Origin of the sequence: Agromyces sp. NPDC058110 (assembly GCF_042884735.1) — a bacterium.
Lineage (GTDB): Bacteria > Actinomycetota > Actinomycetes > Actinomycetales > Microbacteriaceae > Agromyces.
Genome location: NZ_JBHVTI010000001.1, coordinates 195,133 through 216,937 on the forward strand (window position 1 = coordinate 195,133; position 21,805 = coordinate 216,937).

The 21,805-nt window shown below is 67.0% G+C and carries 22 protein-coding genes; 12 read left to right on the forward strand and 10 right to left on the reverse strand.

From position 1 onward, the window contains the following. Nucleotides 1-849 precede the first annotated feature (849 nt). Nucleotides 850-1,713, reverse strand: coding sequence for a serine hydrolase domain-containing protein (locus ACFVS8_RS00935; protein WP_387056721.1), 864 nt, complete (start codon nt 1,711-1,713; stop codon nt 850-852). A gap of 65 nt (nt 1,714-1,778) precedes the next feature. On the opposite strand from ACFVS8_RS00935, the gene ACFVS8_RS00940 reads away from it, so the two are divergent. From ACFVS8_RS00940 to ACFVS8_RS00960, 5 genes are all read left to right on the forward strand, one after another. Beyond that, on the forward strand, nt 1,779-2,618 hold the full coding sequence (locus ACFVS8_RS00940) for an AraC family transcriptional regulator (protein WP_387056722.1): 840 nt from the start codon (nt 1,779-1,781) through the stop codon (nt 2,616-2,618). Nucleotides 2,619-2,778: 160 nt separating this feature from the next. Then, entirely contained in the window at nt 2,779-3,675 is an 897-nt protein-coding gene (locus ACFVS8_RS00945) for an ABC transporter ATP-binding protein (protein WP_387056723.1), read from the forward strand. 34 nt (nt 3,676-3,709) lie between these two features. Beyond that, on the forward strand, nt 3,710-4,765 hold the full coding sequence (locus ACFVS8_RS00950; protein WP_387056724.1) for an iron-siderophore ABC transporter substrate-binding protein: 1,056 nt from the start codon (nt 3,710-3,712) through the stop codon (nt 4,763-4,765). Next, a complete protein-coding gene (locus ACFVS8_RS00955; protein WP_387056725.1) occupies nt 4,762-6,885 on the forward strand; it encodes an iron ABC transporter permease in 2,124 nt (707 codons plus the stop codon). The genes ACFVS8_RS00950 and ACFVS8_RS00955 overlap by 4 nt, the downstream gene beginning before the upstream one ends. A 441-nt stretch (nt 6,886-7,326) precedes the next feature. After that, nucleotides 7,327-7,791 (forward strand): CinA family protein, encoded by a 465-nt coding sequence (locus tag ACFVS8_RS00960; RefSeq protein ID WP_387056726.1) that lies wholly within the window; start codon nt 7,327-7,329, stop codon nt 7,789-7,791. An 84-nt stretch (nt 7,792-7,875) separates the two neighbouring features. Here the strand turns inward: ACFVS8_RS00960 and ACFVS8_RS00965 are convergent, their stop codons facing one another. Then, entirely contained in the window at nt 7,876-8,547 is a 672-nt protein-coding gene (locus ACFVS8_RS00965; RefSeq protein WP_387056727.1) for a DUF6766 family protein, read from the reverse strand. Between the two features lie 175 nt (nt 8,548-8,722). Then, a complete protein-coding gene (locus ACFVS8_RS00970; protein ID WP_387056728.1) occupies nt 8,723-9,724 on the reverse strand; it encodes an endonuclease/exonuclease/phosphatase family protein in 1,002 nt (333 codons plus the stop codon). Here ACFVS8_RS00970 and ACFVS8_RS00975 point away from each other — a divergent pair. Both ACFVS8_RS00975 and ACFVS8_RS00980 read left to right on the forward strand, forming a co-directional pair. After that, entirely contained in the window at nt 9,723-10,205 is a 483-nt protein-coding gene (locus ACFVS8_RS00975) for a ferritin-like domain-containing protein (protein ID WP_387056729.1), read from the forward strand. The two genes, ACFVS8_RS00970 and ACFVS8_RS00975, sit on opposite strands and share 2 nt — an antisense overlap. Nucleotides 10,206-10,277: 72 nt before the next feature. Continuing rightward, nucleotides 10,278-10,445, forward strand: a complete 168-nt coding sequence (locus tag ACFVS8_RS00980; protein WP_387056730.1) for a hypothetical protein — start codon at nt 10,278-10,280, stop codon at nt 10,443-10,445. 469 nt (nt 10,446-10,914) lie between these two features. Here the strand turns inward: ACFVS8_RS00980 and ACFVS8_RS00985 are convergent, their stop codons facing one another. Both ACFVS8_RS00985 and ACFVS8_RS00990 read right to left on the reverse strand, forming a co-directional pair. Continuing rightward, nucleotides 10,915-11,064 carry a hypothetical protein gene (locus ACFVS8_RS00985; RefSeq protein WP_387056731.1) on the reverse strand — a complete coding sequence of 50 codons (150 nt, stop codon included), beginning with the start codon at nt 11,062-11,064 and terminating at the stop codon, nt 10,915-10,917. Between the two features lie 41 nt (nt 11,065-11,105). Then, nucleotides 11,106-11,999 (reverse strand): IS5 family transposase, encoded by an 894-nt coding sequence (locus ACFVS8_RS00990; protein ID WP_387056732.1) that lies wholly within the window; start codon nt 11,997-11,999, stop codon nt 11,106-11,108. Between the two features lie 90 nt (nt 12,000-12,089). Between ACFVS8_RS00990 and ACFVS8_RS00995 the strand changes: the two genes are divergently transcribed. After that, the gene (locus ACFVS8_RS00995; RefSeq protein WP_387056733.1) at nt 12,090-12,965 is read left to right on the forward strand and encodes a CPBP family intramembrane glutamic endopeptidase; all 876 of its coding nucleotides are present in this window, start codon (nt 12,090-12,092) and stop codon (nt 12,963-12,965) included. Here the strand turns inward: ACFVS8_RS00995 and ACFVS8_RS01000 are convergent. Next, nucleotides 12,962-13,162, reverse strand: coding sequence for a hypothetical protein (locus tag ACFVS8_RS01000; RefSeq protein ID WP_387056734.1), 201 nt, complete (start codon nt 13,160-13,162; stop codon nt 12,962-12,964). The two genes, ACFVS8_RS00995 and ACFVS8_RS01000, sit on opposite strands and share 4 nt — an antisense overlap. Before the next feature lie 218 nt (nt 13,163-13,380). After that, nucleotides 13,381-15,744: a glycoside hydrolase family 65 protein gene (locus ACFVS8_RS01005; protein WP_387056735.1), complete on the reverse strand. Its 2,364-nt coding sequence runs from the start codon at nt 15,742-15,744 to the stop codon at nt 13,381-13,383. Between the two features lie 186 nt (nt 15,745-15,930). On the opposite strand from ACFVS8_RS01005, the gene ACFVS8_RS01010 reads away from it, so the two are divergent. The 4 genes from ACFVS8_RS01010 to ACFVS8_RS01025 all read left to right on the forward strand — a co-directional run bounded on the left by ACFVS8_RS01010 (nt 15,931) and on the right by ACFVS8_RS01025 (nt 18,424). Next, nucleotides 15,931-16,857 (forward strand): helix-turn-helix transcriptional regulator, encoded by a 927-nt coding sequence (locus ACFVS8_RS01010; RefSeq protein WP_387056736.1) that lies wholly within the window; start codon nt 15,931-15,933, stop codon nt 16,855-16,857. Between the two features lie 548 nt (nt 16,858-17,405). After that, nucleotides 17,406-17,732 carry an ATP-dependent DNA ligase gene (locus ACFVS8_RS01015; protein ID WP_387056737.1) on the forward strand — a complete coding sequence of 109 codons (327 nt, stop codon included), beginning with the start codon at nt 17,406-17,408 and terminating at the stop codon, nt 17,730-17,732. Further along, nucleotides 17,729-17,971: a hypothetical protein gene (locus ACFVS8_RS01020; RefSeq protein WP_387056738.1), complete on the forward strand. Its 243-nt coding sequence runs from the start codon at nt 17,729-17,731 to the stop codon at nt 17,969-17,971. The genes ACFVS8_RS01015 and ACFVS8_RS01020 overlap by 4 nt, the downstream gene beginning before the upstream one ends. Before the next feature lie 117 nt (nt 17,972-18,088). Further along, nucleotides 18,089-18,424 (forward strand): hypothetical protein, encoded by a 336-nt coding sequence (locus tag ACFVS8_RS01025; RefSeq protein WP_387056739.1) that lies wholly within the window; start codon nt 18,089-18,091, stop codon nt 18,422-18,424. Between the two features lie 316 nt (nt 18,425-18,740). On the opposite strand, the gene ACFVS8_RS01030 is transcribed toward ACFVS8_RS01025, so the two are convergent. From ACFVS8_RS01030 to ACFVS8_RS01040, 3 genes are read right to left on the reverse strand one after another with little or no spacing between them, the layout of a single operon-like run. Next, a complete protein-coding gene (locus tag ACFVS8_RS01030; RefSeq protein WP_387056740.1) occupies nt 18,741-19,829 on the reverse strand; it encodes a YihY/virulence factor BrkB family protein in 1,089 nt (362 codons plus the stop codon). A 58-nt stretch (nt 19,830-19,887) separates the two neighbouring features. After that, the gene (locus ACFVS8_RS01035; RefSeq protein WP_387056741.1) at nt 19,888-20,859 is read right to left on the reverse strand and encodes a carbohydrate ABC transporter permease; all 972 of its coding nucleotides are present in this window, start codon (nt 20,857-20,859) and stop codon (nt 19,888-19,890) included. Next, nucleotides 20,856-21,782 (reverse strand): carbohydrate ABC transporter permease, encoded by a 927-nt coding sequence (locus ACFVS8_RS01040; RefSeq protein ID WP_387056742.1) that lies wholly within the window; start codon nt 21,780-21,782, stop codon nt 20,856-20,858. The genes ACFVS8_RS01035 and ACFVS8_RS01040 overlap by 4 nt, the downstream gene beginning before the upstream one ends. Nucleotides 21,783-21,805 lie beyond the last annotated feature (23 nt).

Sequence of the window (21,805 nt, forward strand, 5' to 3'; positions counted from 1 at the left end):
ATGAGGTGGTTTCCGTTGGGTGAGCATATCGGGGGCAGGAAGGTGAGCGTAAGGACCCAATCCGCGGGGCGTACCGAAGACCCTCAGGAGATGTCTGCAGCTGAACGGCGTTGAACGGGCACCCGCTCCGACGCGGGAGTTCCGGCTCCAAACTCGCGCGCTGAGGATCGGGACTTGATGCGTCAACGTTTATCCAACGTTTATTTGATCCGAACCGGTTCGAGATGCTCCGAGGCATCCCGCGTAGGCTGGAACGCGTAGTTTCAGGATCGGCGAGAAATCCCCGGTCATGTCGAGATCAGTCGAGCAGTCACCGAGATTCAGAGTCAGGCCAAATGAGCCTGGATGAGTCCATCGGTCGAGGGTTCAAGCCCCTCCCGCCCCACAAAAACCATGCTGATCAGGTGTTTTTCTTCCCCGATTTGTATGCAACCCCGGGCATGAAAGCCCGGTACTGGTCGCTGCAAACCGTATTCGATTCACCTCGACGAATCTTGGCGTGTTTGGGGATCCGAGGGTTCCATGCGGCACCGGCCATGGTGGGTGCTGCCGTGCTTGGTTCCCGAGCAGATTCGGGTGCGAGGCGGCCTCGTGAACATTGCGTTGTCGTCAGTGGGCCCGCGACCGATTCGGGTGTCGTCAGCATTCACGACGTTTGACAGCGCCTGCATGTGCGCCGACAGCGCGGACGTCACGCTTCACTGGGTCGGGCGCGAACTCGAGTCGTGCGATGCTGCCTGTCGGCCAGATGGCCGGCGGGCTGGCTACGTGGTGAAGGCGGTCCGACGATGTAAGCGAGGCCGGTCACTGCATCGACCGCGATTGATCGTTCCCGCGACGCGGTTGATGTCAGCGGGCGAGGGCGTTGATCACGAAAGCTGCGATGGCGTCGGCGCCGAAGTGGTCGTCGGCGGTGATTGTCACGACGCCGTCGCTCGCGAAGAGGATCATCTGACCGTAGGCGCCGTGCAGGCGCCAGCCATCGCCTGGGCCCTCCCAGCCTGCGAGCGCGTAACGCTCGTAGCCGTCGCCTTCGCCTGCTGTCACCCAGTCAGAGTGCATCGCTGCCGCCCAGTGTGCTGATACGAGCTGCGTGCCTGACCACGCGCCGCCGTCGCGGATGAGTTTGCCGAGGCGCGCCATCTCCTCGGTGCGCATCGCGATGCCGCCGCCCGCGGCGATCCGGCCGTTGGGGCATCGCTCCCAAACTGTGCCATGGATGCCGAGCGGTTCCAGAACGCGTGCGTCGAGGTAGTGGCCGACGTCGCCGACGACTTCGCCGAGCACGAACATCGCTGTGTAGGTGCTCGCGTTCGAGTACTGGAACTGCCTCCCGGCGCTCGGGCGTCCGAGGAATTCGACCGCGAGGTCGGGCCAGTCGGTCAGCAGCGTCTCGGACCACGGCAGGTCGATGCCGCTCGTCATCGTGAGGAGTTGACGGAGAGTCACGAGTTGCACGCCTTCGCCTAGCACGATGTGCGGCACGTAGCGGGTGACAGGGGCGTCGAGGTCGACGAGCCCGTCGTCGGCGGCGATGCATGCTGCGAGCACGCAGAGGCCCTTGGCGACGGACTGGATGTCCGTGCGCACGTCTGGTGCCCACCGGTGCTCGGCGATGTGCTCACCGATGCGGACGTGCAACCCGTGAGCGCCGAACCCGGTCGATTCGACTTGGTGCACGATCAGGTCGCGTATCTCTCGGGCTCGATCCACCCGCCGAGTATAGGCGCCGCGCCTTCGGCGAGCTCTCGCGGTCGTGAGCTTTCTAGAATCGGAGGATGCATGACGCGAGCGATCCGGTGACCCGCGGCGCCTGGCGTCGCGAGGCCGACACGGTCGTACTCGACATGGGGCATGTGCCCGAGCAGGTTGCTGCGCCCTTCGCGATCTACTCCGAGAGCGTGTTCGTGTCGGTGCCGCTGGAGTTCGAGCCGCACTCGCATCCGCTCCATGAGTTGGTCTGGGTGCGGGGCGGCACGATGACGGTGCGCCTCGCGGATTCGATCGTGACAGTCCCCGAGGGGCACGGGCTGTGGATTCCGGCAGGCGTTCGTCACTCTGGACGAACGACCGCCCGCACCGCCTTATGCGATGCGCTCTTCGACCCGGACCGCTCATCGGTGGAGTTCGCGGAGCCGGTCGCGATCGAGATCACGCCCCTGCTCGGGTCTCTGCTCACGCATCTCGAAAGCGGTGAGCTGTCGGTGGCTGAGCGCCTCCGTGCCGAGGCGGTCGTGTTCGACGTCCTCGCTCCGTCAGACCGGCAGCTCGCCCTGCACGTCCCCGCGGATGAACGCATCGCTCCGATCGCCGCGGCCCTCCTCGAGGATCCCGCCGATTCGCGGAACCTGCCGGACTGGGCGGAGATGGTCGGTGCGAGCGAACGCACCGTCTCCCGGCTTTTCCGTGCTCGCACCGGGCTCTCGTTCCTGCAGTGGAGGCAGGTTCTGCGCGTTCATCACGCGGTCGCCCTGTTGGGTGAGGGGCTGCACGTGCAGGAGGTCTCCGAGTTGCTCGGTTACGCACAATCGAGCACGTTCATCGCGTCCTTCAAGCGTGTCATGGGCGCGACACCGGGTGCCTTCCTCGACGCGAGTGCGGAGCATTTCGACCGGTAGCCACCAACCGCGTTGTCCGAAACTCAGTATCGGATGTCTTCGGAGCGTGATTGTGGACGCCTAGCGCGCGATCTATTCTCGTTAGGCAAGGCATGCCTTACTCGGCTCGCCAACTGGTCGGCGCAGGCCGTCCCCCTTTCTCCGTATTCAGGATCGATCCATGAACTCCGTCCTCCCTCGGGACCGCCCCGCTATGCCCGCCGCATCCGCCCGCGTGGCGGCCGCCGGCATCGTCGGCGAGTCGATCGTCCTTGGATTCGGGTCGGCCCCTGTCGTCGACGCGGTCGATGTCAAGATCGTCCCTGGGCGTGTGAGCGCGCTCGTCGGCCCGAACGGCTCGGGCAAGTCGACTCTGCTGCGCGGGCTCGCCAGGCTGCACCGGCCCTCCAGTGGACGCATCGATCTGCGCGGCCCGGGCGAGCTTTCGCGACCGGTGGCCGCCCTCAGCGCCCGCGAGTTCGCCCAGCATCTCACGCTCTCCGCGCAGTCCCGCGTTGCACCGGCAGGGCTCAGTGTGCGCGAGGTCGTGGGATTCGGCCGCTATCCGTACCGGCGTCGTTTTGCCGGTCAGAGCGAGGCCGACCGCAGTGCTGTCGACCGTGCGCTCCGCGCGACCGGCGTACACGACATGGCCGAGCGTGCAGCTGGGGAACTCTCCGGCGGTGAGCTGCAACGCGTCTGGCTCGCCGCTTGCCTCGCCCAGGAAACGGGCGTCGTGCTCCTCGACGAACCGACCAACCATCTCGACCTCCGCTTCCAGATCGAGACGCTCGATCTCATCCGCGACCTCGCAGAGGAGCATGGCGTCGCCGTCGGTGTGGTGCTGCACGACCTGGATCACGCCGCGCGGGTCGCCGACGAAGTGCTGCTCATGAAAGCGGGACGAATCACCGCTGCGGGCGAGCCCATCGACGTGCTCACCGCCGCGCACATCGGCGACGCCTACGAGGTCCGTGTCGAGGTCGAACTCGACCCGCGCACGGGGCGACTGCGCATCGACCCGGTCGGCCGCCATGCCCCGCGCGCATCCCACGCCGCGTCATCGGCGACGGCCTGACCCGCTCCCTACCGACTCCACTGAGAGGATCACCATGAATCGACCACGCCTGCTCGCTGTAGCAGCGACCCTCGGCGTCGCTGCACTCGCACTCACGGGTTGCGGCACGACCGATGTCGCCGCGGCGGGCGACGCCGATGCCACCGCGACCTCCGCGAGCTGCGCTACTGACACGACGCAGACCGCGACCGGCCCTGTCTCCCTGACCGACAGCCTCGGCCGCACCATCGAACTCGATGCGCCCGCCGAGCGCGTCGTCGTCCTCGAGTGGCAGCAGACCGAGGACCTCCTCACGCTGTGCGTCACGCCGGTCGGCGCCGCGTCGACCGTCGACTACGCGACGTACGTCAGCGCCGAGACTCTGCCCGAGAGCGTCGTCGACGTCGGTGAGCGTGGCACGCCCGACCTCGACGCGTTGTACGCCACCGACCCCGACCTCATCGTCATCGAGGCCTACAGCGCTGACGACGAACTGCTGCAGCAGCTCGAAGAGCGCGATGTCCCCGTGCTCGCCACGATCGGGGCGGACGCGAGCGGGCAGATCGACAACATGAAGCAGGTCTTCTCCCTGATCGCCGAGGCGACTGGTCGCACCGAGCGCGCCGAGGCGGTACTCGCCGAGTTCGACGCGCATCTGGCGGAAGCCAAGGCGACCGTCGCGGACACAGACCTCGCCACTACCGACTTCGTGTTCTTCGATGGCTGGATCGAGGGCGGCAACGTCGTCATCCGCCCCTACGGCGAGGGGGCGCTGTTCACCGAGCTCGGCGAAGAGCTCGGACTGACCGGCGCGTGGACTGCCGAGATCGACGAGTCCTACGGCAGCGGAGGAGTCGACCCCGCCTACGGACTCGCGCAGACTGACATCGAGGGCCTGACCGCCGTCGGCGACGCGAACCTCGTCTACTCAGACGACGGCCTGGCCGACAGCTACGTCACCGAGCTGGAGAAGAGCACCATCTGGACGTCGTTGCCCGCAGTGCAGCAGGGCCGCGCCTTCGCGTTCCCTCCCGGCGTCTGGGGTGCAGGCGGGCCGCGCTCGGGCGAGCAGGCCATCGACGCGTTCGTCGAGGTCATCGCCGGAACGTGACCGTTCGCACCACCATCGCCAGTCCCGGCCGGCTCCTCGGACCCGAGGAGCCGGCCGCGGCGACGCCGCGGACGCCGAGCCACACGAGCGGGGGCATCGGCGTGCTCGTCGGGCTCGCCGCCGCCGTCGTCGCTGTCGGCCTCCTGCACCTCACACAAGGAACCTCGGGCATCGGCGCCGGCGACCTCCTCCGCTGGGTCGGCGGATCGGACGCAAGTGCAGGCGGCGTGCCGGTCGCCGACATCTTCACCGGCTCCCGGCTGCCGCGCCTGCTCGCTGGGATCGCCGTCGGCTTCGCGCTCGGCGTCGCCGGCGCGATTCTGCAGTCCATCACACGGAACCCACTCGCCGCACCCGACACCCTCGCCGTGACCGCCGGCGCCTACTTCGCGCTCACTGCCGTCGCGGCGTTCGGCCTGGCTGTGCCGCTGTGGGCTTCCAGCGGCGTCGCGTTCATCGGCGGCCTCCTGGCGGCCGCGGTCGTGCTCGGACTCAGCGGCCGCGCCGCAGGGACCGCAACCACTCGGCTCATCCTCGCCGGATCCGCTATCGCGATGGCGCTGGACGCCGGCACCGCGACGCTGCTCATCCTGTTCAAGGAGAACACCACCGGGCTGTTCGCATGGGGGAGCGGCTCCCTCTCCCAACTCAACCTGGACGCTTCGATGAGGGCGATGCCGATGATCATCGCCGTCCTCGCCGTCGCGCTCTGTCTCTCACGCCGCCTCGACGTGCTCGGGCTCGGTGAGGATGCGGCGGCCACGCTCGGCGTTCCGGTCCGCTCGACACGGGCGATCGCCGTTCTCGTCGCCGTGTTGCTGACGAGCACGTCGGTCACGCTTGCCGGGCCGATCGCATTCGTCGGGCTCGGGGCTCCAGTGCTTGTTCGGCTCATGGCCAACCAATTCCCCGCGCTGCGCCGGCACGTGTTCTTTCTCCCCGCATCCGGTCTCCTCGGTGCCGCCCTCATCCTGACTGCGGACGCGGCTCTGCGCGCCGTCCTCGGCGCCGGCGCGGCGACCGCGATCCCGACTGGTCTGCCGACAGCGATGCTCGGCGGCATCGTGATCGTGATCCTCGCCCTGCGCCTGCCGGACGCCGGTGCGGCGCGCGCGATCCGAACCGCGCACTCGACGTTGCGCACACACCGCCGCTTCATCACGGTGCTCGTCGCATCGGTGGCGTTGCTCGTCGTCGCGATCGCCGGCGCCTTACTGGCCGGGAGCCTCTGGCTCCGCCTCGGCGACCTCGCGCTCTGGGTTCAGCAGGCCGCCCCCGATCTCGTCGCCCGGGCACTCGACGAACGCACAGCACGAGTGTCCGCAGCCGTGCTCGCTGGGGCCGCGCTCGCCCTCGCCGGCGTGGCCGTGCAGGGCACAGTGCGCAACCCGCTCGCGGAACCGGGCTTGCTCGGGATCACCGCAGGGGCCGGGCTCGGCGCCGTCGTCGTCACGACAGGCTTCGGTGGCGGCCGCCCGGCGCTCATCGCGGCGGCCGTGCTGGCCGGGCTGACGACCTTCGGGATCATCACCGCGCTGGCCTGGCGGGGCGGACTGCGCCCCACCCGGTTCGTGCTCATCGGCATCGGAGCGGGGTACGCATTGAGCGCCGTGAGCGCTTTCCTGCTGCTGCGTTCGGACCCGTGGGAGACGCCGCGCATCCTCACCTGGCTCTCCGGAACCACCTACGGGCGCTCCCTCGCAGACGTGGTGCCCGTCGCCATCGTGCTGCTCGTCGCCGTACCGGTGCTCACCAGCCGGAGCCGCCAACTCGATCTCCTCGCGATCGACGACGACACGCCGCGCATCCTCGGGATCGAGGTCGACCGAGCCCGCCTGGCAATCCTCGCCATCGCAGCAGTATTGGCGTCGGTGGCCGTCATCGCGATCGGGACCGTCGGATTCGTCGGACTGGTCGCACCCCACCTCGCCCGAAGCCTCGTCGGGGCCCGGCATTCGCGACTGATACCCGTCGCAGCCGTCCTCGGCGCCGTGCTCGTACTCGTTGCCGACACTCTCGGACGCACGCTCATCGCGCCCTCCCAACTGCCGGCAGGGCTCATGGTCGCGCTCGTCGGCGCGCCCTACTTCGTCTGGATGCTTCGGAAGGTCCGTGACTGATTCCGATCGCGAACTCGCGGCCCACGTCCCTGCGATCAAGATCGGAACGGATCGCACCGGCCGACCGATGTGGCGCTGGTTCTGCCGATTCGGTCGGGTCATGCTTCGGTGCGCTCGGGATGTCGCGATGGTCGTCTGAGGTTGGCCAGGGCGATCGGTCGGTGGCATGGGATGACGAGCAGGTCGCCGGGCTGGACGTCGATCGGGAGGCGTGCGCGCAGCGGTTCGGTGCCGCGTGGGCGGAGTTCGACCCACGAACGCCGAGCCCGACCGAGACGCCCGAGCAGTCGCGCACTCGTGGGGTCGGCCGTTCTAGTTACGCAACTGGTGCCCCGCCCACGGCGCCCCAACATCGAGCCCGAGCGCACGACGCGGCGAGCTTGCCTCGAACACTTTTGTAGTTGCGCTCCCTTGCAACACGGATGTGACAGGGTGGACAGCATGAAGACGTCGATCGAGCGGCTGAGCGTTGCAGCCAAGGACCGAGGTCTCACCATTGCGGTCGCTGAGTCTTTGACGTCCGGGCTCTTGGCCAGCGAGGTCGGCAAGGGCGACTCGGCGGGCGACTGGTTTGCTGGCGGTGTGGTGGCGTACGGGATGTCCGTGAAGGAGCAGGTGCTGGAGGTGCCGAGCGGGGTTGATCCGTGCTCGGCCGAGTGCGCGACCGCGCTCGCTCGCGGAGTGCGTGCGCTCCTCCGTTCAGACCTTGCGGTCGCCACGACGGGCGTCGGCGGGCCCGAGTCCGAGGATGGACACGCGCCGGGCACGGTGTACCTCGGCTGGGCGACGGCAACCACGTCGGGCGCCGAGAAACTCCAGCTGGACGGCGATCCCGAAGCGGTGGTCGAATCCACGGTCGATGAGGCGCTCCGACTTCTGGTCACACTCGCCGAAGGCGACGGGTAGTGCTGACTGCGGCTTTCGTCACGGCCGTGGCTGCGTATCGAACGTCGCCATCGCCGTGGTGAGCGCCCGGGAACGGCTGAGTGGTCACTCCGATTCGATCGAGCTCTTCTCGTGCGGCGCACCGACGGGTTTGGATTCCGAGCTTCCTCGTTGACGCAGCACGATCGAGAGCGCGACCATGCTGCCGACGGCGAGGAACTCGGACTGCCAGTTCTGCAGCGTACGGTTCCAGAAGTCGGCTGAGATGAGGTACTCGCCGAGGGTCACGAGCGGCTGGCCGTGCTCCGTTTGTTCCTCGTTGTAGACCACCTGCCCAGCGAGCCCCTGCACGAGCCAGGACAGCAGGAAGATCGCGCCCATCACGAGCAGCAGGGAGTTGCTGAACATCCACTGCCGCCAGCCACCGACCTTCGCCCATTTCGGCGAGTCCGGTCGGGCGTGACGGCCCACGAGTTGCTCGGCGTCGGTCCCGACGCCCTCGTCGCCTGGCTTCTTCGACTCGGGCGAGCCGGCTTGCACCAACCAGATCGTGGCGAAGATGAAGAGGAAGAACTGCAGGTACTCGGACTGCCAGTTCTCGGCCACGTCGACCACGAAGGCCGATGAGGTCAGGAAGTCGACCCAGTTCGTTGTCGAGGCGCCGTGCGAGACCTGATCCTCGTTGTAGACGGCGAGACCCGCGAACGATTGCCCGATGAGGGCTGCCACGAAGATGGCGCCGAAGAAGATGCTCAGGGTGTGTTGTTTCAGACGCATCCCGATCAACGCCCGATCGCCACGATCGTGAACATGTAGACCAGACCGAGCGCGATTCCGATCAGCCAGAGCGAGAAGACGACCTTCATGTGTCGAGTGAACTCCGGTGACCCGCATGCCGACAAGGGGGTGGCCGCCGGTGATGCGCAGCTGGTAGTCGGGATGGGCCGAAAGGTCAGGAGGGCCGGAGCTCGCGAGTCAGCCGCACGTCGGCCACGACGGGGAAGTGGTCCGACGGGTAGAGGTCACCCACGGGTGAGTCGACGGTGAATGCCGCCTCGATCGCGACGTCCAGGCTGCGGGTCACGAGGATGTGATCGATGCGCCGATCGATCTCCTTCGTCGCCTCGAACGGCGCGAAGGGCACGACCGAGCTGAGGGTGGCGGCATCCGGGTCGCCGTGGCCGAGCTCCCAGGTGTCGTCCGCTACCGCCGCGAGCGGAGCGAACTCGGCTTGGCTCGAGTCGCAGTTCAGGTCCGCGAGGAGGAAGGTCGGGATGTCGCCACCTGGACCCGGAGTCGGATGCGCGACGAGCTCTGCGATGGCCGCCGTCTGAGCGAGGTGGTCATCGGCGTAGTCGGGTTCCCATTCGGTCGCCGCGACGATCACTCGGAACGGAGTATCCGGATGTCGCAGCTCTGCTCCGAGCGCTACCGGGGCGACTTGGCGGTGGCTGACCGGCAACTCGTGGCGACGAACGGCGGTGATCGGCCACCGGCTCACGATGCCCACGCCCATCAGCGCTCCGGCCTGGTCGGGATGCTCGGGCGGGTCGGGCACGGGCGGAAGGGAAGGCGCCTCGAAGGCCGCATGCATGCCCAGCCGCTCGGCGAAGACGTGCGCCTGCGAGCGGCCGTCTGCGTACCAGCACTCTTGCAGGCCGATCACATCCGGTTTCAGCTGGTTCAGGGTCGACAGGATCGCTCGCTCCCGCGCGCGCCAGTCGGGTTCGAATCGCCACAGCACGTTCCACGTCATCAGTCGCACGGACCGCAGCATAGGCAGCCGAGGCGGTGTCCGGAACCCCACCTCGCCTGATGGCCGAAGGGATGACTTGAGCGATCCGGGGCATCGACCGGCAGTGTCCGTATGGGATGGCGCGCAGCCCGTCAAGCCCCGCGACGCCGACTCGATCGCGAACCTACGCTCGACGTATCGAACCGAAGGAGTCGCCATGGTCCAGCAGACACTCGACACGCCCGATGAACTCATCCGCTTCCAGCTCCGCACGGCGGTCACGATGGAGAACGACTCGCTCGCCGCCCTCAAGGAACTTGCCGCGGCCGCACCGTCGGCCGACATCAAGAAGCTGTTCCGGCATCATGCCGATGAGACGGAGGAGCAGCAGGAGAATCTCACCAAGGTCTTCGAGGTGCTCGAGCTGCGCCAGTCGACCGCGCCGTCGCCGAGTACCAAGGGCATCAGCAAGCAGGCCGCGTCCCTGCTCGAGCGCTCGGCGCCGTCGCTGCGGGATCGTGTCGCCGTCGCCGCTGCGCTCGGCAACGAGCACTACGAGATCGCGGCGTACAACGGCCTGATCATCTCGCTCTCCGCGGTGGGCGCCTCCGAGGCCGTCGCGCTGCTCCAGGCGAACCTCGACCAGGAGACGCATACGAGCGAGGAACTCCGCAAGACGCTGCAAGCACTCGTGAGCTGATCGACGACGGACGTGCGTCCGTTCCGGATGCCGCCGCGAATCAGTGCCCGTTCGACAAGAGAGAGAGCGATCGTGACCACACCTGATCACACGTCAGCAGGACATACCGAGTCCAGTGAGATCGTGAACCCCGAGGACCTGCCTTCGCAGATCGAGGTGACCGAGAGCAACGGGGTTACTCGTATCGACATCGCGGATGACTCGGAAACACGCTCAGGAGATCCTGAACGCGCCGACTGATCTCGGCCCGTCTTCCGATTGGGAGGTCACGCCGCACCGGTGGAGACTTCTGAGAGAGAGATCTCAGCACGCGTGGGGCGACTCGGCGCGCCCGAACCTCTCGCTCGGGGGAGCGTGCGAGGGCGAGGGTCCGGGCGAGCACTCGGTGGCGTGGTCCGAGGATCGGCTTGCCGCCGGTCACGGCGATGCGCGCTCAGGAGATGTAGCTGCTCTCGTTGGACGCGAGCAGCACATACAACGTGCGCGAGTTCGGCGGGTTGCGCGGGTCGGTCCATGGGCACCTGGCTGTCGAGGCTCTCGCCCTTCTCGGGAGGCATCGTCGAAGGGAGCAGCGGGGTCCACACCGGCCTGGGGGCGACGCTGTTGGCGCGGATGCCGCGCTCCGGAAGGTCGCCAGACACCGTCAACGCGCGACGCCTTTTCGCCTCGACGTGGCCCACCGTCTCCGCGCGTCCTCGTGCTCGTCGAATTAGCCGACGAGCACGTCGGCACCCTCCCTGGTAGAGGCGACCGCGACGTCACTGCCGGTGCCGCTGTCGGCGCCCGTGATGACCGCGAGCTTCCCCTCGAGGCGTCCCGAACCCCGGTAGGTGTCCTCGCCGTGGTCAGGCTTTGGCATCTCTTCTGCTCGGCTCCGGGGAACTCCTGCTGCTGGGCGGGCTAGGGCATGTCTCCCAAATGGCTGGTCCATGCGATGACGGCGTTCAGGACTGTGGCCGAGCGGTAGACGATCGCCAGCTTGTCGTATCGAGTTGCAAGTCCTCGCCATTGCTTGAGGTGGCCGAACCGACGTTCGATGACGTTTCGGTTCCCGTAGTCTGCCCGGTCGTAGGTCACCGGGCGGCCTCCATGTGACCCGCGGTGTTTGCGGTTCCGTTGCTGGTCACATGGTTCGGGGATCACCGTTCGGATGCCGCGCTCGCGCAAGTGAGCGCGGATTGCGCGCGATGAGTATGCCTTGTCACCACGGATGGCGTCGGGCCGAGTGCGGGGCCTGCCGACGGGTCGAGCAACCCGCAACTGGTCCAGGAGCGGAATCATGGCCGGCGCATCCCCGGATTGTCCCGGCGTGACCGCGATTACCAGAGGGGGCCCGTGTCCGTCGACGAGTTGGTGAATCTTCGTCGAGAGGCCCCCGCGGGAGCGGCCCAGCGCGTGATCAACTGGCTCGAGAAGTGGATTCTTGTAATTCGGTTTCGCCCCTGTGGGCCTCGCAATGTTCGTAGCGTGCTGATGCGCTCTGGCAATCGTCGAATCGATCGAGACCGACCAATCCACGGCGCCGATCGCATCCGCGTTCGCGCACAACACCACCAACGCCTGATCCCAAGTGCCATCACCCGCCATACGACGGTGCCACTTCCAAACTGTTTGCCAGGGCCCGAACACCGGTGGCAAGTCACGCCAGGCAATCCCACATCGGTACCGGTAGATGATGCCCTCGACCATCGTCCGCGCATCCGCGAACGGGCGTCCCCTCTGACCAGTTCGGGCTGGCAGGAACCCGGCGATCAGATCCCATTGGGCATCCGAGAGCATCTGAAAACGCGACACCAGCACAGCTTCGCAGACGTCGTTGCTTGCGCTGACGCCATTGCCGTCGAGAGGATGACCCGAACGGCAACGAGACGAGGGTGGGGGCGAATGTCGGAACAGGGTGTGGTTGTCGAGTCGGGCTGGCGTGGGTTCTGGAACCGTGGCGGGTGGTGGAAGGCGCTGCTCGCCGTGGTCGGTTACCTGGTGTTCTACCGCATCGCGGGCGTGTTGGCGCTCTTCGCATCACTCCCCTTCCCGAACGACCCGAACGCGCCTGCCGGCCCGCTCGGGTCGCCGTTCTACCTCTTCTTCACCCTCACGCTGCCGCTCGTGTTCGGCGCGGCGTTCCTGGTCTGGTTCGTGTGGTCGGTCCGATGGTTCTCGGTTGTGTTCGGGCCGCAGCCGGTGCGCGGCCGATGGTGGATGTGGATCTTCGTCGCGGTTGCGATCATCCCGATCGTGGCGAGGCTGGTCGGCATCGACTATGGCCTCTACGGAGCTGGTGTAGTGGTGCTGGTCTTCGCCAGTGGGTTGCTCGTCGGCTTCACGGAGGAATTGCTCTATCGCGGCATCGTGGTGAATCTGCTGCGGGCCAACGGCCACCGCGAGATCGGTGTCGCCGTGATCTCCTCTGCACTGTTCGCGGCCTCGCACCTGGTGAACCTGTTCAGCGGCCAGGGCGGGGCTTCGGTCGGGTTGACCGTGGTCTACACGTTCGGGTTCGGCATTCTGATGTATCTCGCGATGCGCGTCACCGGCAGCATCATCGCACCGATGCTCATCCACGGGTTCACCGACCCGACCACGATGCTCGCCACCGGAGGGATCGATGCCGGAAACCTCACCACGGAGAACCCGCTCCTAGCGTTCGCAGAGCCGTTCAACTTCGTCATCATCGTCGCCGGGCTCCTCGCCCTGTTCTTCATCCGCGGACGCGCCAAATCACCCGCCGAGCCGGAAGTCGCGAGCACGACAGCCGACTAGCGGCGTCTGCTCCGGATCGTCGAACGGATCGCCTGCACGTAGAGGAACACCGCGATGACCGCCAACAGGATCACCCAGAAGTAGCCGGCGTCCTCGGTGAACCAGGGCAGCAGGAACACGATGATCAATCCGGTCGTGAGCAGGGCCATGCCCCACCACCACTTCGGCGCATGAGATCCAGGCTCGAGTTCACTCATGCGCGCCAGTCTCGCACCTCTCCCGCATCCGCAACAGCGCGACGCGCTCGCTCAGCCAAGCATCCGCGGCCGCCGACCAGGCAGGAAACGAACATTCGGACGACCAGGCGCTACTCAACCATTTTGAGAGACATGCCCTAGTTCACGGTTTCCTCCGCTGAAAGCTCGGTCCTTCAACCCAACCCGATGCCGCTCGTGAATGAAGGCGGTTGACACACTCAGTCTCCGAAGGCTTCCGAGAATCTGCGCGGCTCGCGGCCCTCGGGATGTGTCGGGCGCGGCCCGGGCTCGAGCGGCGGCGGCGTCTGGCGCGTTGTGGGCGTGCCCGCAGCGAGTTCGAGGGCCTCGCCGAAGTGGTGCACGGTCACCGCGGGCCCGTCACTCAGCAGGTACGTCGTCTCGGCTGCCCGCACGTCGACGCGCAGCGTGCGCCCGTCGACCTTGACGCCGAACGCGAGCCGGCCGACGGCCGGCGGCAGGCGCGGTGCGAAGCGCAGCCCCTCCGGGCTGTCGCGTAGGCCCCCGAATCCCGCGACGAGGGCGGTCCAGACGCCCGCGAGGGCGGCGAGGTGCATTCCCTCCGACGTGTCGCCCTGACGGTCGTCGAGGTCGATGGTGGCCGCCTCGGCGAGGTGGTCGGCCGCGAGGTCGAGGTGCCCGACCTCGGCGGCGATCACGGCCTGCGCGCTCGCCGACAGCGACGAGTCGCGCACCGTGAGGGCCTCCGCGTATGCGAACGCCCGGGCCTTCTGCTCGGCCGTGAACGCGTCGTGCCGGAAATGCAGGGCCAGTACGAGGTCGGCTTGCTTCATGACCTGCTTGCGGTAGAGGTCGAAGTACGGGTGGTGCTCCTGCAGCGGGTAGTCGTCGGCCGTCATGCGCTCGAACGGCCAGCGCGCGGCATCCGTGAATCCGGCGTGCTGCTCGTGCACGCCGAGCTCGTCGTCGAACGGCACGGCCATCGCCTCGGCTGCGGCCGTCCAGGCGGCGGGCTCGTCGTCGGTGACGCCGAGGGCGGTCGCCTGCGACGCGTGCCGTCGGGCGGCGTCGGCGGCCGCGGCGAGGTTCAGCTGCGCCATGAGGTTCGTGTAGAGGTTGTCGTCGACGCGGGCCGAGTACTCGTCGGGGCCCGTCAGACCGTCGAGGTGGAAGCGTCCGTCGTCGCTCCAGCGCCCGAGCGAGACCCACAGGCGCGCGGTCTCGACGAGCAGTTCGAGGCCCTCGCCGCGTTCGAACGCGTCGTCGCCGGTGGCGCGCACGTAGTGCACGACCGCCCCGGCGACGTCGGCGTTCACGTGGAACGCGGCCGTGCTCGCCGGCCAGTAGCCCGAGCTCTCCTGGCCGTCGATGGTGCGCCAGGCGAACGCGGCACCGCGAAGGTGCAGCTGGGCGGCCCGCGCGCGCGCATGGCCGAGCGTCGCATGCCGCCAAAGCAGGCCCTGCTTCGCGGCCTCCGGTGCGGTCGCGGTGAGCAGGGGCAGCACGTACGCCTCGAAATCCCAGAACGTGTGCCCCTCGTAGCCGGCGCCCGTCAGGCCCTTGCCAGGCACGGACCGAACTTCGGCGCGCGCCGCCGCCTGGAAGACGTGGAACAGGGCCAGGCGCGCGGCCTGCAACAGGCGCGGCGCACCCTCGATCTCGATGTCCGCACACTGCCAGTACTCGTCGAGCCGCTCGCGCTGCGCGGCCGCCACGCGGTCCCAGCCGTCGTGCATCGCCTCGGCGACGGCCTCCTCGGCGCGGTCGCGGAGCACGTCGGCCGGGTCGCTCGGTGACCACTCGTGCCCGATGAACTTGTCGAGCCGCAGGCGCTCTCCGTCGGCCAGCGTCGTCCGCACCGTCGTTCGTGCGAGATCGCCGGATGCCTCGACCGCGACCGTCGTCGCCGCAGGCCCGGCGACGCGGTGGTCCATCGACACGGCCACCCCGAGGCGGCTGCGCCGGGTACGGTGCACGAGCGTGGCCCGCTCGTGGGCGACGAACGCGCCGAGGCAGTTGAGGGGACGCTCGAGCACCTCCATGACCCGGGGATCCGGGTGCACGCGGGGCAACGGCTCGTTCGCGACGAGCTCGGAGAGCAGCGTAACCTCCGCGGCGTCGTCGACCGCCTCGACCTCGTAGCGGATCGCGCCGAGCGCACGGTGGTGCAGCGAGACCAGTCGCTCCGATCGCACGCGCACCCGTTGACCGGTGGGGGAGACCCAGTCGACGAGCCGAGTGAGCGTCCCCGTGCGGAAGTCCAGCCGCTGGTCGTGGGCGAGCACCGTACCGCGGCGCACGTCGAACGGTTCGTCATCGACGAAGAGCCGGATGACCGTGCCGTCGGGGATGTTCACCACGCTCTGGCCGTCGTCGGGATACCCGTAGCCGTCCTCCGCGTACGGCATCGGATGCCGCTCGAACACGCCGTTCAGGTAGCTGCCTGCGGCGCCGCGCGGGCTTCCCTCGTCGAGGCATCCGCGCCACCCGAGATGGCCGTTCGCGAGGGCGAAGACCGATTCGCGGTGCGCGAGGCGTTCTTCGTCGAGGTCGGTGAGGCCGATGCTCCACGGCGCGACGTCGAAGGGCAGGGGATGCGACATGACGCCACTGTGCCGAGGCACGACGAGCCGGACAACCCCCTTGCGCACGAGGAACGCGTCAGGCATGCATCTTCTTCGGACGAAGCGGCGGACTCGAGGCTGATGCGTCAGCGGTCGGCGTCGAGGCTTGCCCTCGGCTGCCGTCGTTCTTAGGGTCGGACGTAACTACAGAGCGAAGGGGGCCCGGTGGATTTCATCGACACTGCAGATCGGGATGAGGCCGTCGACGTCCTGCGTCGCACCTTCCCCGGCATCGATATCTTGGACGATTCGGATCAGGGCGAGTTTCGATTCCGATACCGGCGCGTCGACCGGGATTGTCTGACTCAAACCCGGTTGGCAGTGACCGGGACGGTGCGGACCCCAGGCACCTATCCCGATCACATCGCGGTGGGGCGGCGGCGCCGAGGGGCTGTCAGGGTCTGGTATGGGAATCTCGAGCTGGACACGACGCGACCTTACATTCGGGCACCGGGTCATTCGGTGGCTGAGTTCAGCGGCTCTGACGTGGAGCTCATCATCTTCGAACGCTCGACGTTCGTGCAGCATGCGCTGCGGGTTTTGGAAGGGTCAGGTCGTTCGCTGCGAGGGCCGGACCCCGCGCGGGCGAACCCCGTTTCCGCTGCAGGTAGTCGACTGTGGAACGCAACGGCCGACGTGCTCGACTCGCACGTCTTCGCTCGAAGTGCGCCGATCACCCGACCGCTCTACGAGGAGCTCGCCGTCGCTGCGCTACTGGCAGCCTTCCCGCTCGCAGTTGACCGAACCGAGCCGGCCGGTGTGGAAATGCTGCCGCGCGCCGTCCGGCGCGCGACCGAGTACGTGGATGCGCATGCCGCCAGTCCGATCACCGTCGGGATGATCGCGGATGCGGCCCGCGTTCCGGTCCGTACCCTCCAGGCAGGCTTCCGTCGGCATCTCGGGACGACACCGGCGCACTACGTGCGCAATGTGCGGTTGCGGTTGGTGCGCGAGGAGTTGATTCAGGCGCATGCAGGAGAAGACTCCGTTTCCGCCATCGCGCGGCGATGGGGCTTCGTTCATCTCGGTCGTTTCGCAGCCCAATATTTCGCGGAGTACGGCGAACACCCGAGCCAGACGCTCGGCAGATGATCGACGATCACGCCGAGGTGGCAGCCTGACGATCTCGTCGCTTCGTCGCCAGCAGCGGTGCCCGGTACGCCCGCCACCCACTGGGATGATCGGGAGCTTTGCCCTGCTCAACTGGGTGGTAGTGCGCGTCTGACCGGCGGCCGACGATGCAGCGGAACGGGAGAGGCATGCTTGCGGTTTCCGGATATCAGCGCGGATAATGGCTATCACGCGATCAGCTGGGGGTGCGTGCGATGGGTCGGCTGATCTTCGCGAACGGGGTTCGCCTGGATCTGGAGGATCGGGCGCTGGCACATCTGCATTTCGTGATGCAGGCGAAACTGCGCCGCGGGGAGTCATTCCATCTCTCTTGGCGCGATGACCCTTCTATCGGAGACGGGCGGACCACCCTCTGGGTCCATCCTGAGGCGTCGATGGCCTGCAAGCTCGCGGTCCCTGTCGAGCAACTGGATCGTGAGTGGTTGGAGCAGCTGATGGTCGCGGCCAACAGCGTCGGGGGGTTGTCACCGACCGCTGCGCCCTCGGACCCCAGAGCGTAGGGAGCGATCATGGGCAGGTTTCACTATGACGGGCTGGTCAAGATCGATTTCGAGGATCGGACGTTGGCACATCTGCAGGTCGTGATCGGTGCCAAGGTTCGCCGCGGCGAGTCGTTCTCGTTTACGTGGAGGGACGATCCCAGCATCGGCGATGGGCGCACGACCGTCTGGATCCATCCGCGAGCGCAGATCCTCTACAAGTTCTACGGCGGTCGTGCCCCGCAGATCAACCGCGCCTGGGTCGACGCGCTGATGTACTCTGCCAATTCGCCGGCTGGTCTTCACGTCGTGCCCGAACCTATGGAGGCCAGGCCGGCGTCGGAGGCGCGAGAATGAAACGAATCGATATTCGGTACGGCGGCGACCAGTACAGTGTCGGCGGCCGGGAACTGGTCGAACTTGTCGCTGAGGTAGAGCAAGGGCTCGCCGCGGGTGCACCATTCTGGATCGTCGTCAACGATGGAGAGGGGTTTCGTCGTGACGCTCATTTGCTCATCACAGCCGGTACGCCTATCGCGTTCATTCCGATCGCAGACCCTGAAGCCCGCGTAGAGGGCCCCGATGGCCCGGAATGATGCCGACCAGCGCTGAGGGCCCCGCTTGGATTCCTTCGAGCCTTGTCGAGATGCCGGCGAGATGCCGGAAGTCAACACCCTCCGCAGACTGCCATTCAGCATGAGAAGGTGCCAGTTATGAAACATGTCTTGTACGGCGGGAAGTCGATCCTGATGGACGATCAATCGGCAGATCTTCTTCTCGAGTACGCCGCGGCCATCCCGCCCGATGAATCCGGCGACACCGTCGACATCACCGCCGTCAGTCCAGACGGCAACACCGTTGAAGTCACCTTCCTCCTCAACAGCAACACGGAGTTGGTTGCCGAGACCACGCACTCCGAGATGGTCCCGCCGAGCAACGAAACGGCTGTCGCATATATGCAGGAGCGCCTCGACGCGCTCCGGCACCCACCGGCGGCGCAGCCGGAAGCCGGCGACGGCGACTTTCTGCAACCGCCCGAGGACATCTGACGAGTCTGCCGGCGGTCGGTCGCCCACACTGAGCCGTCTGGGCACAGGCACCTTGTCCGACATCGCCTCGACTTCGGGCATGCTTCGAGTCGCGAGCCACCCACCGAGTCCAGCCGATCCTGAGTAGCGAGTTCGAGCCCCACGAACGAGGCCCCAATCCGGCATTGTTGCCAATGCGGGCCCACCGGAGGGGGCGGCCAGTGACGAGGTGTCGGAGCCTGCTGGCATTGCGAACTGCGTTCTGGTCGCCGTCGATAGTTGAGGAGACGTACATCTCGCTGCCCTGGCTCAATGGTCCATCCCGCCACCGTCGCCGTCATCGGGAGCGGCGTCGGCTCGAGCGGTCGGGGGAATCGTCGTCTGCATTGGCCTCCCTGAGGCGGCGGCCCTCTTGAATGTCCTTCTCCTCTTGGGCGCGAGCCTTCTTGCTCTTCCGGGTGTCACGAGGGGGAAGCTGGATGTTCACCTCGGCCTCGATTCCGGCCTGCAGCTGACGTCCGCGCTCGAGTTCGGCATCGAATTCGGCGCCGAACAAGAGCGCCAAGTTGGCGATCCACAACCACAACAGGAAGATGATCACGCCCGCGAACGTGCCGTAAGTCCGCTCGTAGTTCGAGAAGTTCGCGACGTAGAGCGCGAACACGAACGAGGCGATGAGCAGCACTATCAGTGCGATCAGGGCCCCCAAGCTCATCCATCTGAACTTGGGTTGCTTGGCATTGGGCGTCGCGCAATAGAGGATCGCGACCATCAGTACCAGGACGATCGCAAGAATCGGCCACTTCAGGATCGACCAGATGAAGCGGACGACGGCACCGGCGCCGACGGCGTCGCCGATGGCATCGGTGACCGGACCAGAGATCACGAGGATCGTCGCCATGATGAGGATGAGCACGATCGCGATGACCGTGACAAGCAGTTGCATCGGTCGCAGCTTCCAGAACGGCCGACCCTCCTCGATCTCGTAGACGCGGTTCATTGCGCGACTGAATGCACCGACGTAACCGGAGGCCGACCAGATCGCCAGCACCAGGCCGGTGACGAACGCCCACCCGGCTGCTGGGGACGAGGTGAACTGCTCGAGTGGCTTCCCGACCGTCGCCAGTACGTTCTCCGGCACGAGACCTTCGCCCAGCGCGAGCAGCGTACGAGTCGCCTTCTCACCGTTCCCGAACAGCCCGAGCAGTGATGCCAGGGCGAGCAGACCCGGGAAGAGCGCCAACATGCCGTAGTACGTCAGCGATGCGGCGATGTCGAAGCACTGGTCCGACACGAACTCTCGCCAGGTCTTCTTCAGCACGTACGCCCACGAACGCTTCTCGACCTCTGTGGGCGAATCGGGTTTCCGGCTGTCGTCGGGTGCGGGCGCGTCGTGCTTCTCGACGGGCCCAGTGTCTTCGGCCATCTCTCGTCTCCACTTCCCGGTGATGCTCGCGTGAGGGATATCGTTCCGTTCGGGTGGATCACCCCTTGAGCCCGGTCGACGCGACGCCGTCGATGATCTGGCGCTGCGCGACGAAGAACACGATGATCATCGGCACCGTGGTGATCACGCTCGCGGTGACGATGATCTCCCAGTGCCATTCGCCCCCGAACCCGAACGCGTCCACGAGCGACTTGAGCCCTCGGGGGACCGTGAAGGTGTCGGCATCGCGCAGGTAGATGAGCGCGCGCATGAGGTCGGTCCAGACCGCCTGCACCTCGAAGACGAGGGTCACGGCCAGGGCCGGCCTACTCAGGGGGAGCGCGATCCGCCAGAAGACGCTCCACTGCGACGCGCCGTCGATGCGGGCGGCTTCGAAGAGGTCGCGCGGCAGGCCGAGGAAGAACTGCCGTAGCAGGAAGATGTAGAACGCGCTGCCGAAGAGGTTCCCCGCCCAGAGCGGGGTCAGCGTCCCGACCTGTCCGAGGCCGTTCCAGATGAGGAATACGGGGATCATGGTCACGGCACCGGGCAGCATCATGGTCGCGAGCACGAGGCCGAAGAGCGCTGAACGGCCGCGGAAGCGGAAGTATGCGAACCCCCACGCCACCATCGCGCTCGAGAGGGTCACGGTCACCGCGGCCAGCGCTGTCACGATGAGCGTGTTGAGGAGCCAGAGCCCGAGGGGTGCCTGCTGCCACACCTGCACGTAGTTGTCGAGCGTGAACGTCTCGGGGATGAGCCGGTTGTCGAAGACCTGCGTGCGCGGCTTAAACGATGCACTGACGAGCCAGAGGAACGGGTAGACGAAGACGATGCCGAGCAGCGACAGGGCGCCCCACGCCAGCACGCGCCCCCGAGACATCCGCCCTCCCGACCGCCGCTCGCGACGCACGGCGGCGTCGGTGCCGGGCGGCGCGATGGCGGCCGCCGCAGCCGGAGTCGGGTCGCGCCGCGGCGTCGGTTCGCCCGAGGCGCCGCCGGCCGGTCGTTCGAGGTCGAGATCGGTCATCGGTCGCCCTCGTAGTAGACGAACCTGCGCGACACGAGCAACTGGATCGCGGTGACGATCATGATGACGAGGAAGAGCCCCCAGGCCATCGCCGACGCGTACCCCATGTTCAGGAACTCGAACGCCTGCTGGAACAGGTAGATGACGTAGAACAGTGCCGCGTCGTTGCTGTAGGTCGTGTTGCCGGCGCCGAAGAACGCCGTGTATGCCTCGTCGAAGGTCTGCAGGCCAGCGATGGTGTTCACGATGACGACGAAGAACAAGGCCGGGCTGATCATCGGCAGCGTCACGCTGAACGAGGTTCGCCAGAATCCGGCGCCGTCGAGCTTCGCCGACTCGTGCAGCATCTCCGGCACGTTGCGCAGGGCGGCGAGCAGGATGATCACGGATGCCCCGACGGTCCACAGCGACATCAGCACGAGGCCCGGCTTGACCCATGCAGGGTCGGTGGTCCAGGCGGGGCCGTCGATGCCGAACCAGCCGAGCACGGTGTTGATGAGCCCGTTCTGTCCGTTGAAGAGCAGCAGGAACAGCACGCCGACGGACACGGGCGGCGTCATCTTCGGCAGGAAGAAGATCGTGCGGAAGAAGCCAGAAGCGCGGCCGGCTCGGTCGAGCAGCAGCGCGAGCAGGAGCGAGACGATCACGTAGAGGGGCACCTGCACGAGGGTGAAGAAGGCCGTGTTGCCGAGGGCGAGCAGGACCTTCGGGTCGCTCGCCATCTCCACGTAGTTGGCGAACCCCACGAACTCCGGGTCGTTGATGACGTCGTAGTCGGTCAGCGACAGGTACGCGCTGTAGATCATCGGCCACGCGGTGAACACGACGAAGCCCACGATCCACGGGCTGAGGAACAGGAGCGCCGAGCGCGTGTTGCGGCGGCTCGCCCGTCGGCGTCCGCGCTCCCGTTCCGCGGGGGACACCAGGCGAGGCTCGCGCCGCCCAC

Bases quoted from the DNA above. Each gene is read 5' to 3' on its own strand.
- ACFVS8_RS00970 (WP_387056728.1), bottom strand. From the start codon at position 9,724: ATGGCGACTCCTTCGGTTCGATACGTCGAGCGTAGGTTCGCGATCGAG.
- ACFVS8_RS00945 (WP_387056723.1), top strand. From the start codon at position 2,779: ATGAACTCCGTCCTCCCTCGGGACCGCCCCGCTATGCCCGCCGCATCC.
- ACFVS8_RS01025 (WP_387056739.1), top strand. From the start codon at position 18,089: ATGAAACATGTCTTGTACGGCGGGAAGTCGATCCTGATGGACGATCAA.
- ACFVS8_RS01000 (WP_387056734.1), bottom strand. From the start codon at position 13,162: ATGAGTGAACTCGAGCCTGGATCTCATGCGCCGAAGTGGTGGTGGGGC.
- ACFVS8_RS00985 (WP_387056731.1), bottom strand. From the start codon at position 11,064: ATGCCAAAGCCTGACCACGGCGAGGACACCTACCGGGGTTCGGGACGC.
- ACFVS8_RS00965 (WP_387056727.1), bottom strand. From the start codon at position 8,547: ATGCGTCTGAAACAACACACCCTGAGCATCTTCTTCGGCGCCATCTTC.
- ACFVS8_RS01005 (WP_387056735.1), bottom strand. From the start codon at position 15,744: ATGTCGCATCCCCTGCCCTTCGACGTCGCGCCGTGGAGCATCGGCCTC.
- ACFVS8_RS00950 (WP_387056724.1), top strand. From the start codon at position 3,710: ATGAATCGACCACGCCTGCTCGCTGTAGCAGCGACCCTCGGCGTCGCT.
- ACFVS8_RS01035 (WP_387056741.1), bottom strand. From the start codon at position 20,859: ATGACCGATCTCGACCTCGAACGACCGGCCGGCGGCGCCTCGGGCGAA.
- ACFVS8_RS00975 (WP_387056729.1), top strand. From the start codon at position 9,723: ATGGTCCAGCAGACACTCGACACGCCCGATGAACTCATCCGCTTCCAG.
- ACFVS8_RS00960 (WP_387056726.1), top strand. From the start codon at position 7,327: ATGAAGACGTCGATCGAGCGGCTGAGCGTTGCAGCCAAGGACCGAGGT.
- ACFVS8_RS01015 (WP_387056737.1), top strand. From the start codon at position 17,406: ATGGGCAGGTTTCACTATGACGGGCTGGTCAAGATCGATTTCGAGGAT.
- ACFVS8_RS01030 (WP_387056740.1), bottom strand. From the start codon at position 19,829: ATGGCCGAAGACACTGGGCCCGTCGAGAAGCACGACGCGCCCGCACCC.
- ACFVS8_RS00940 (WP_387056722.1), top strand. From the start codon at position 1,779: ATGCATGACGCGAGCGATCCGGTGACCCGCGGCGCCTGGCGTCGCGAG.
- ACFVS8_RS01020 (WP_387056738.1), top strand. From the start codon at position 17,729: ATGAAACGAATCGATATTCGGTACGGCGGCGACCAGTACAGTGTCGGC.
- ACFVS8_RS00995 (WP_387056733.1), top strand. From the start codon at position 12,090: ATGTCGGAACAGGGTGTGGTTGTCGAGTCGGGCTGGCGTGGGTTCTGG.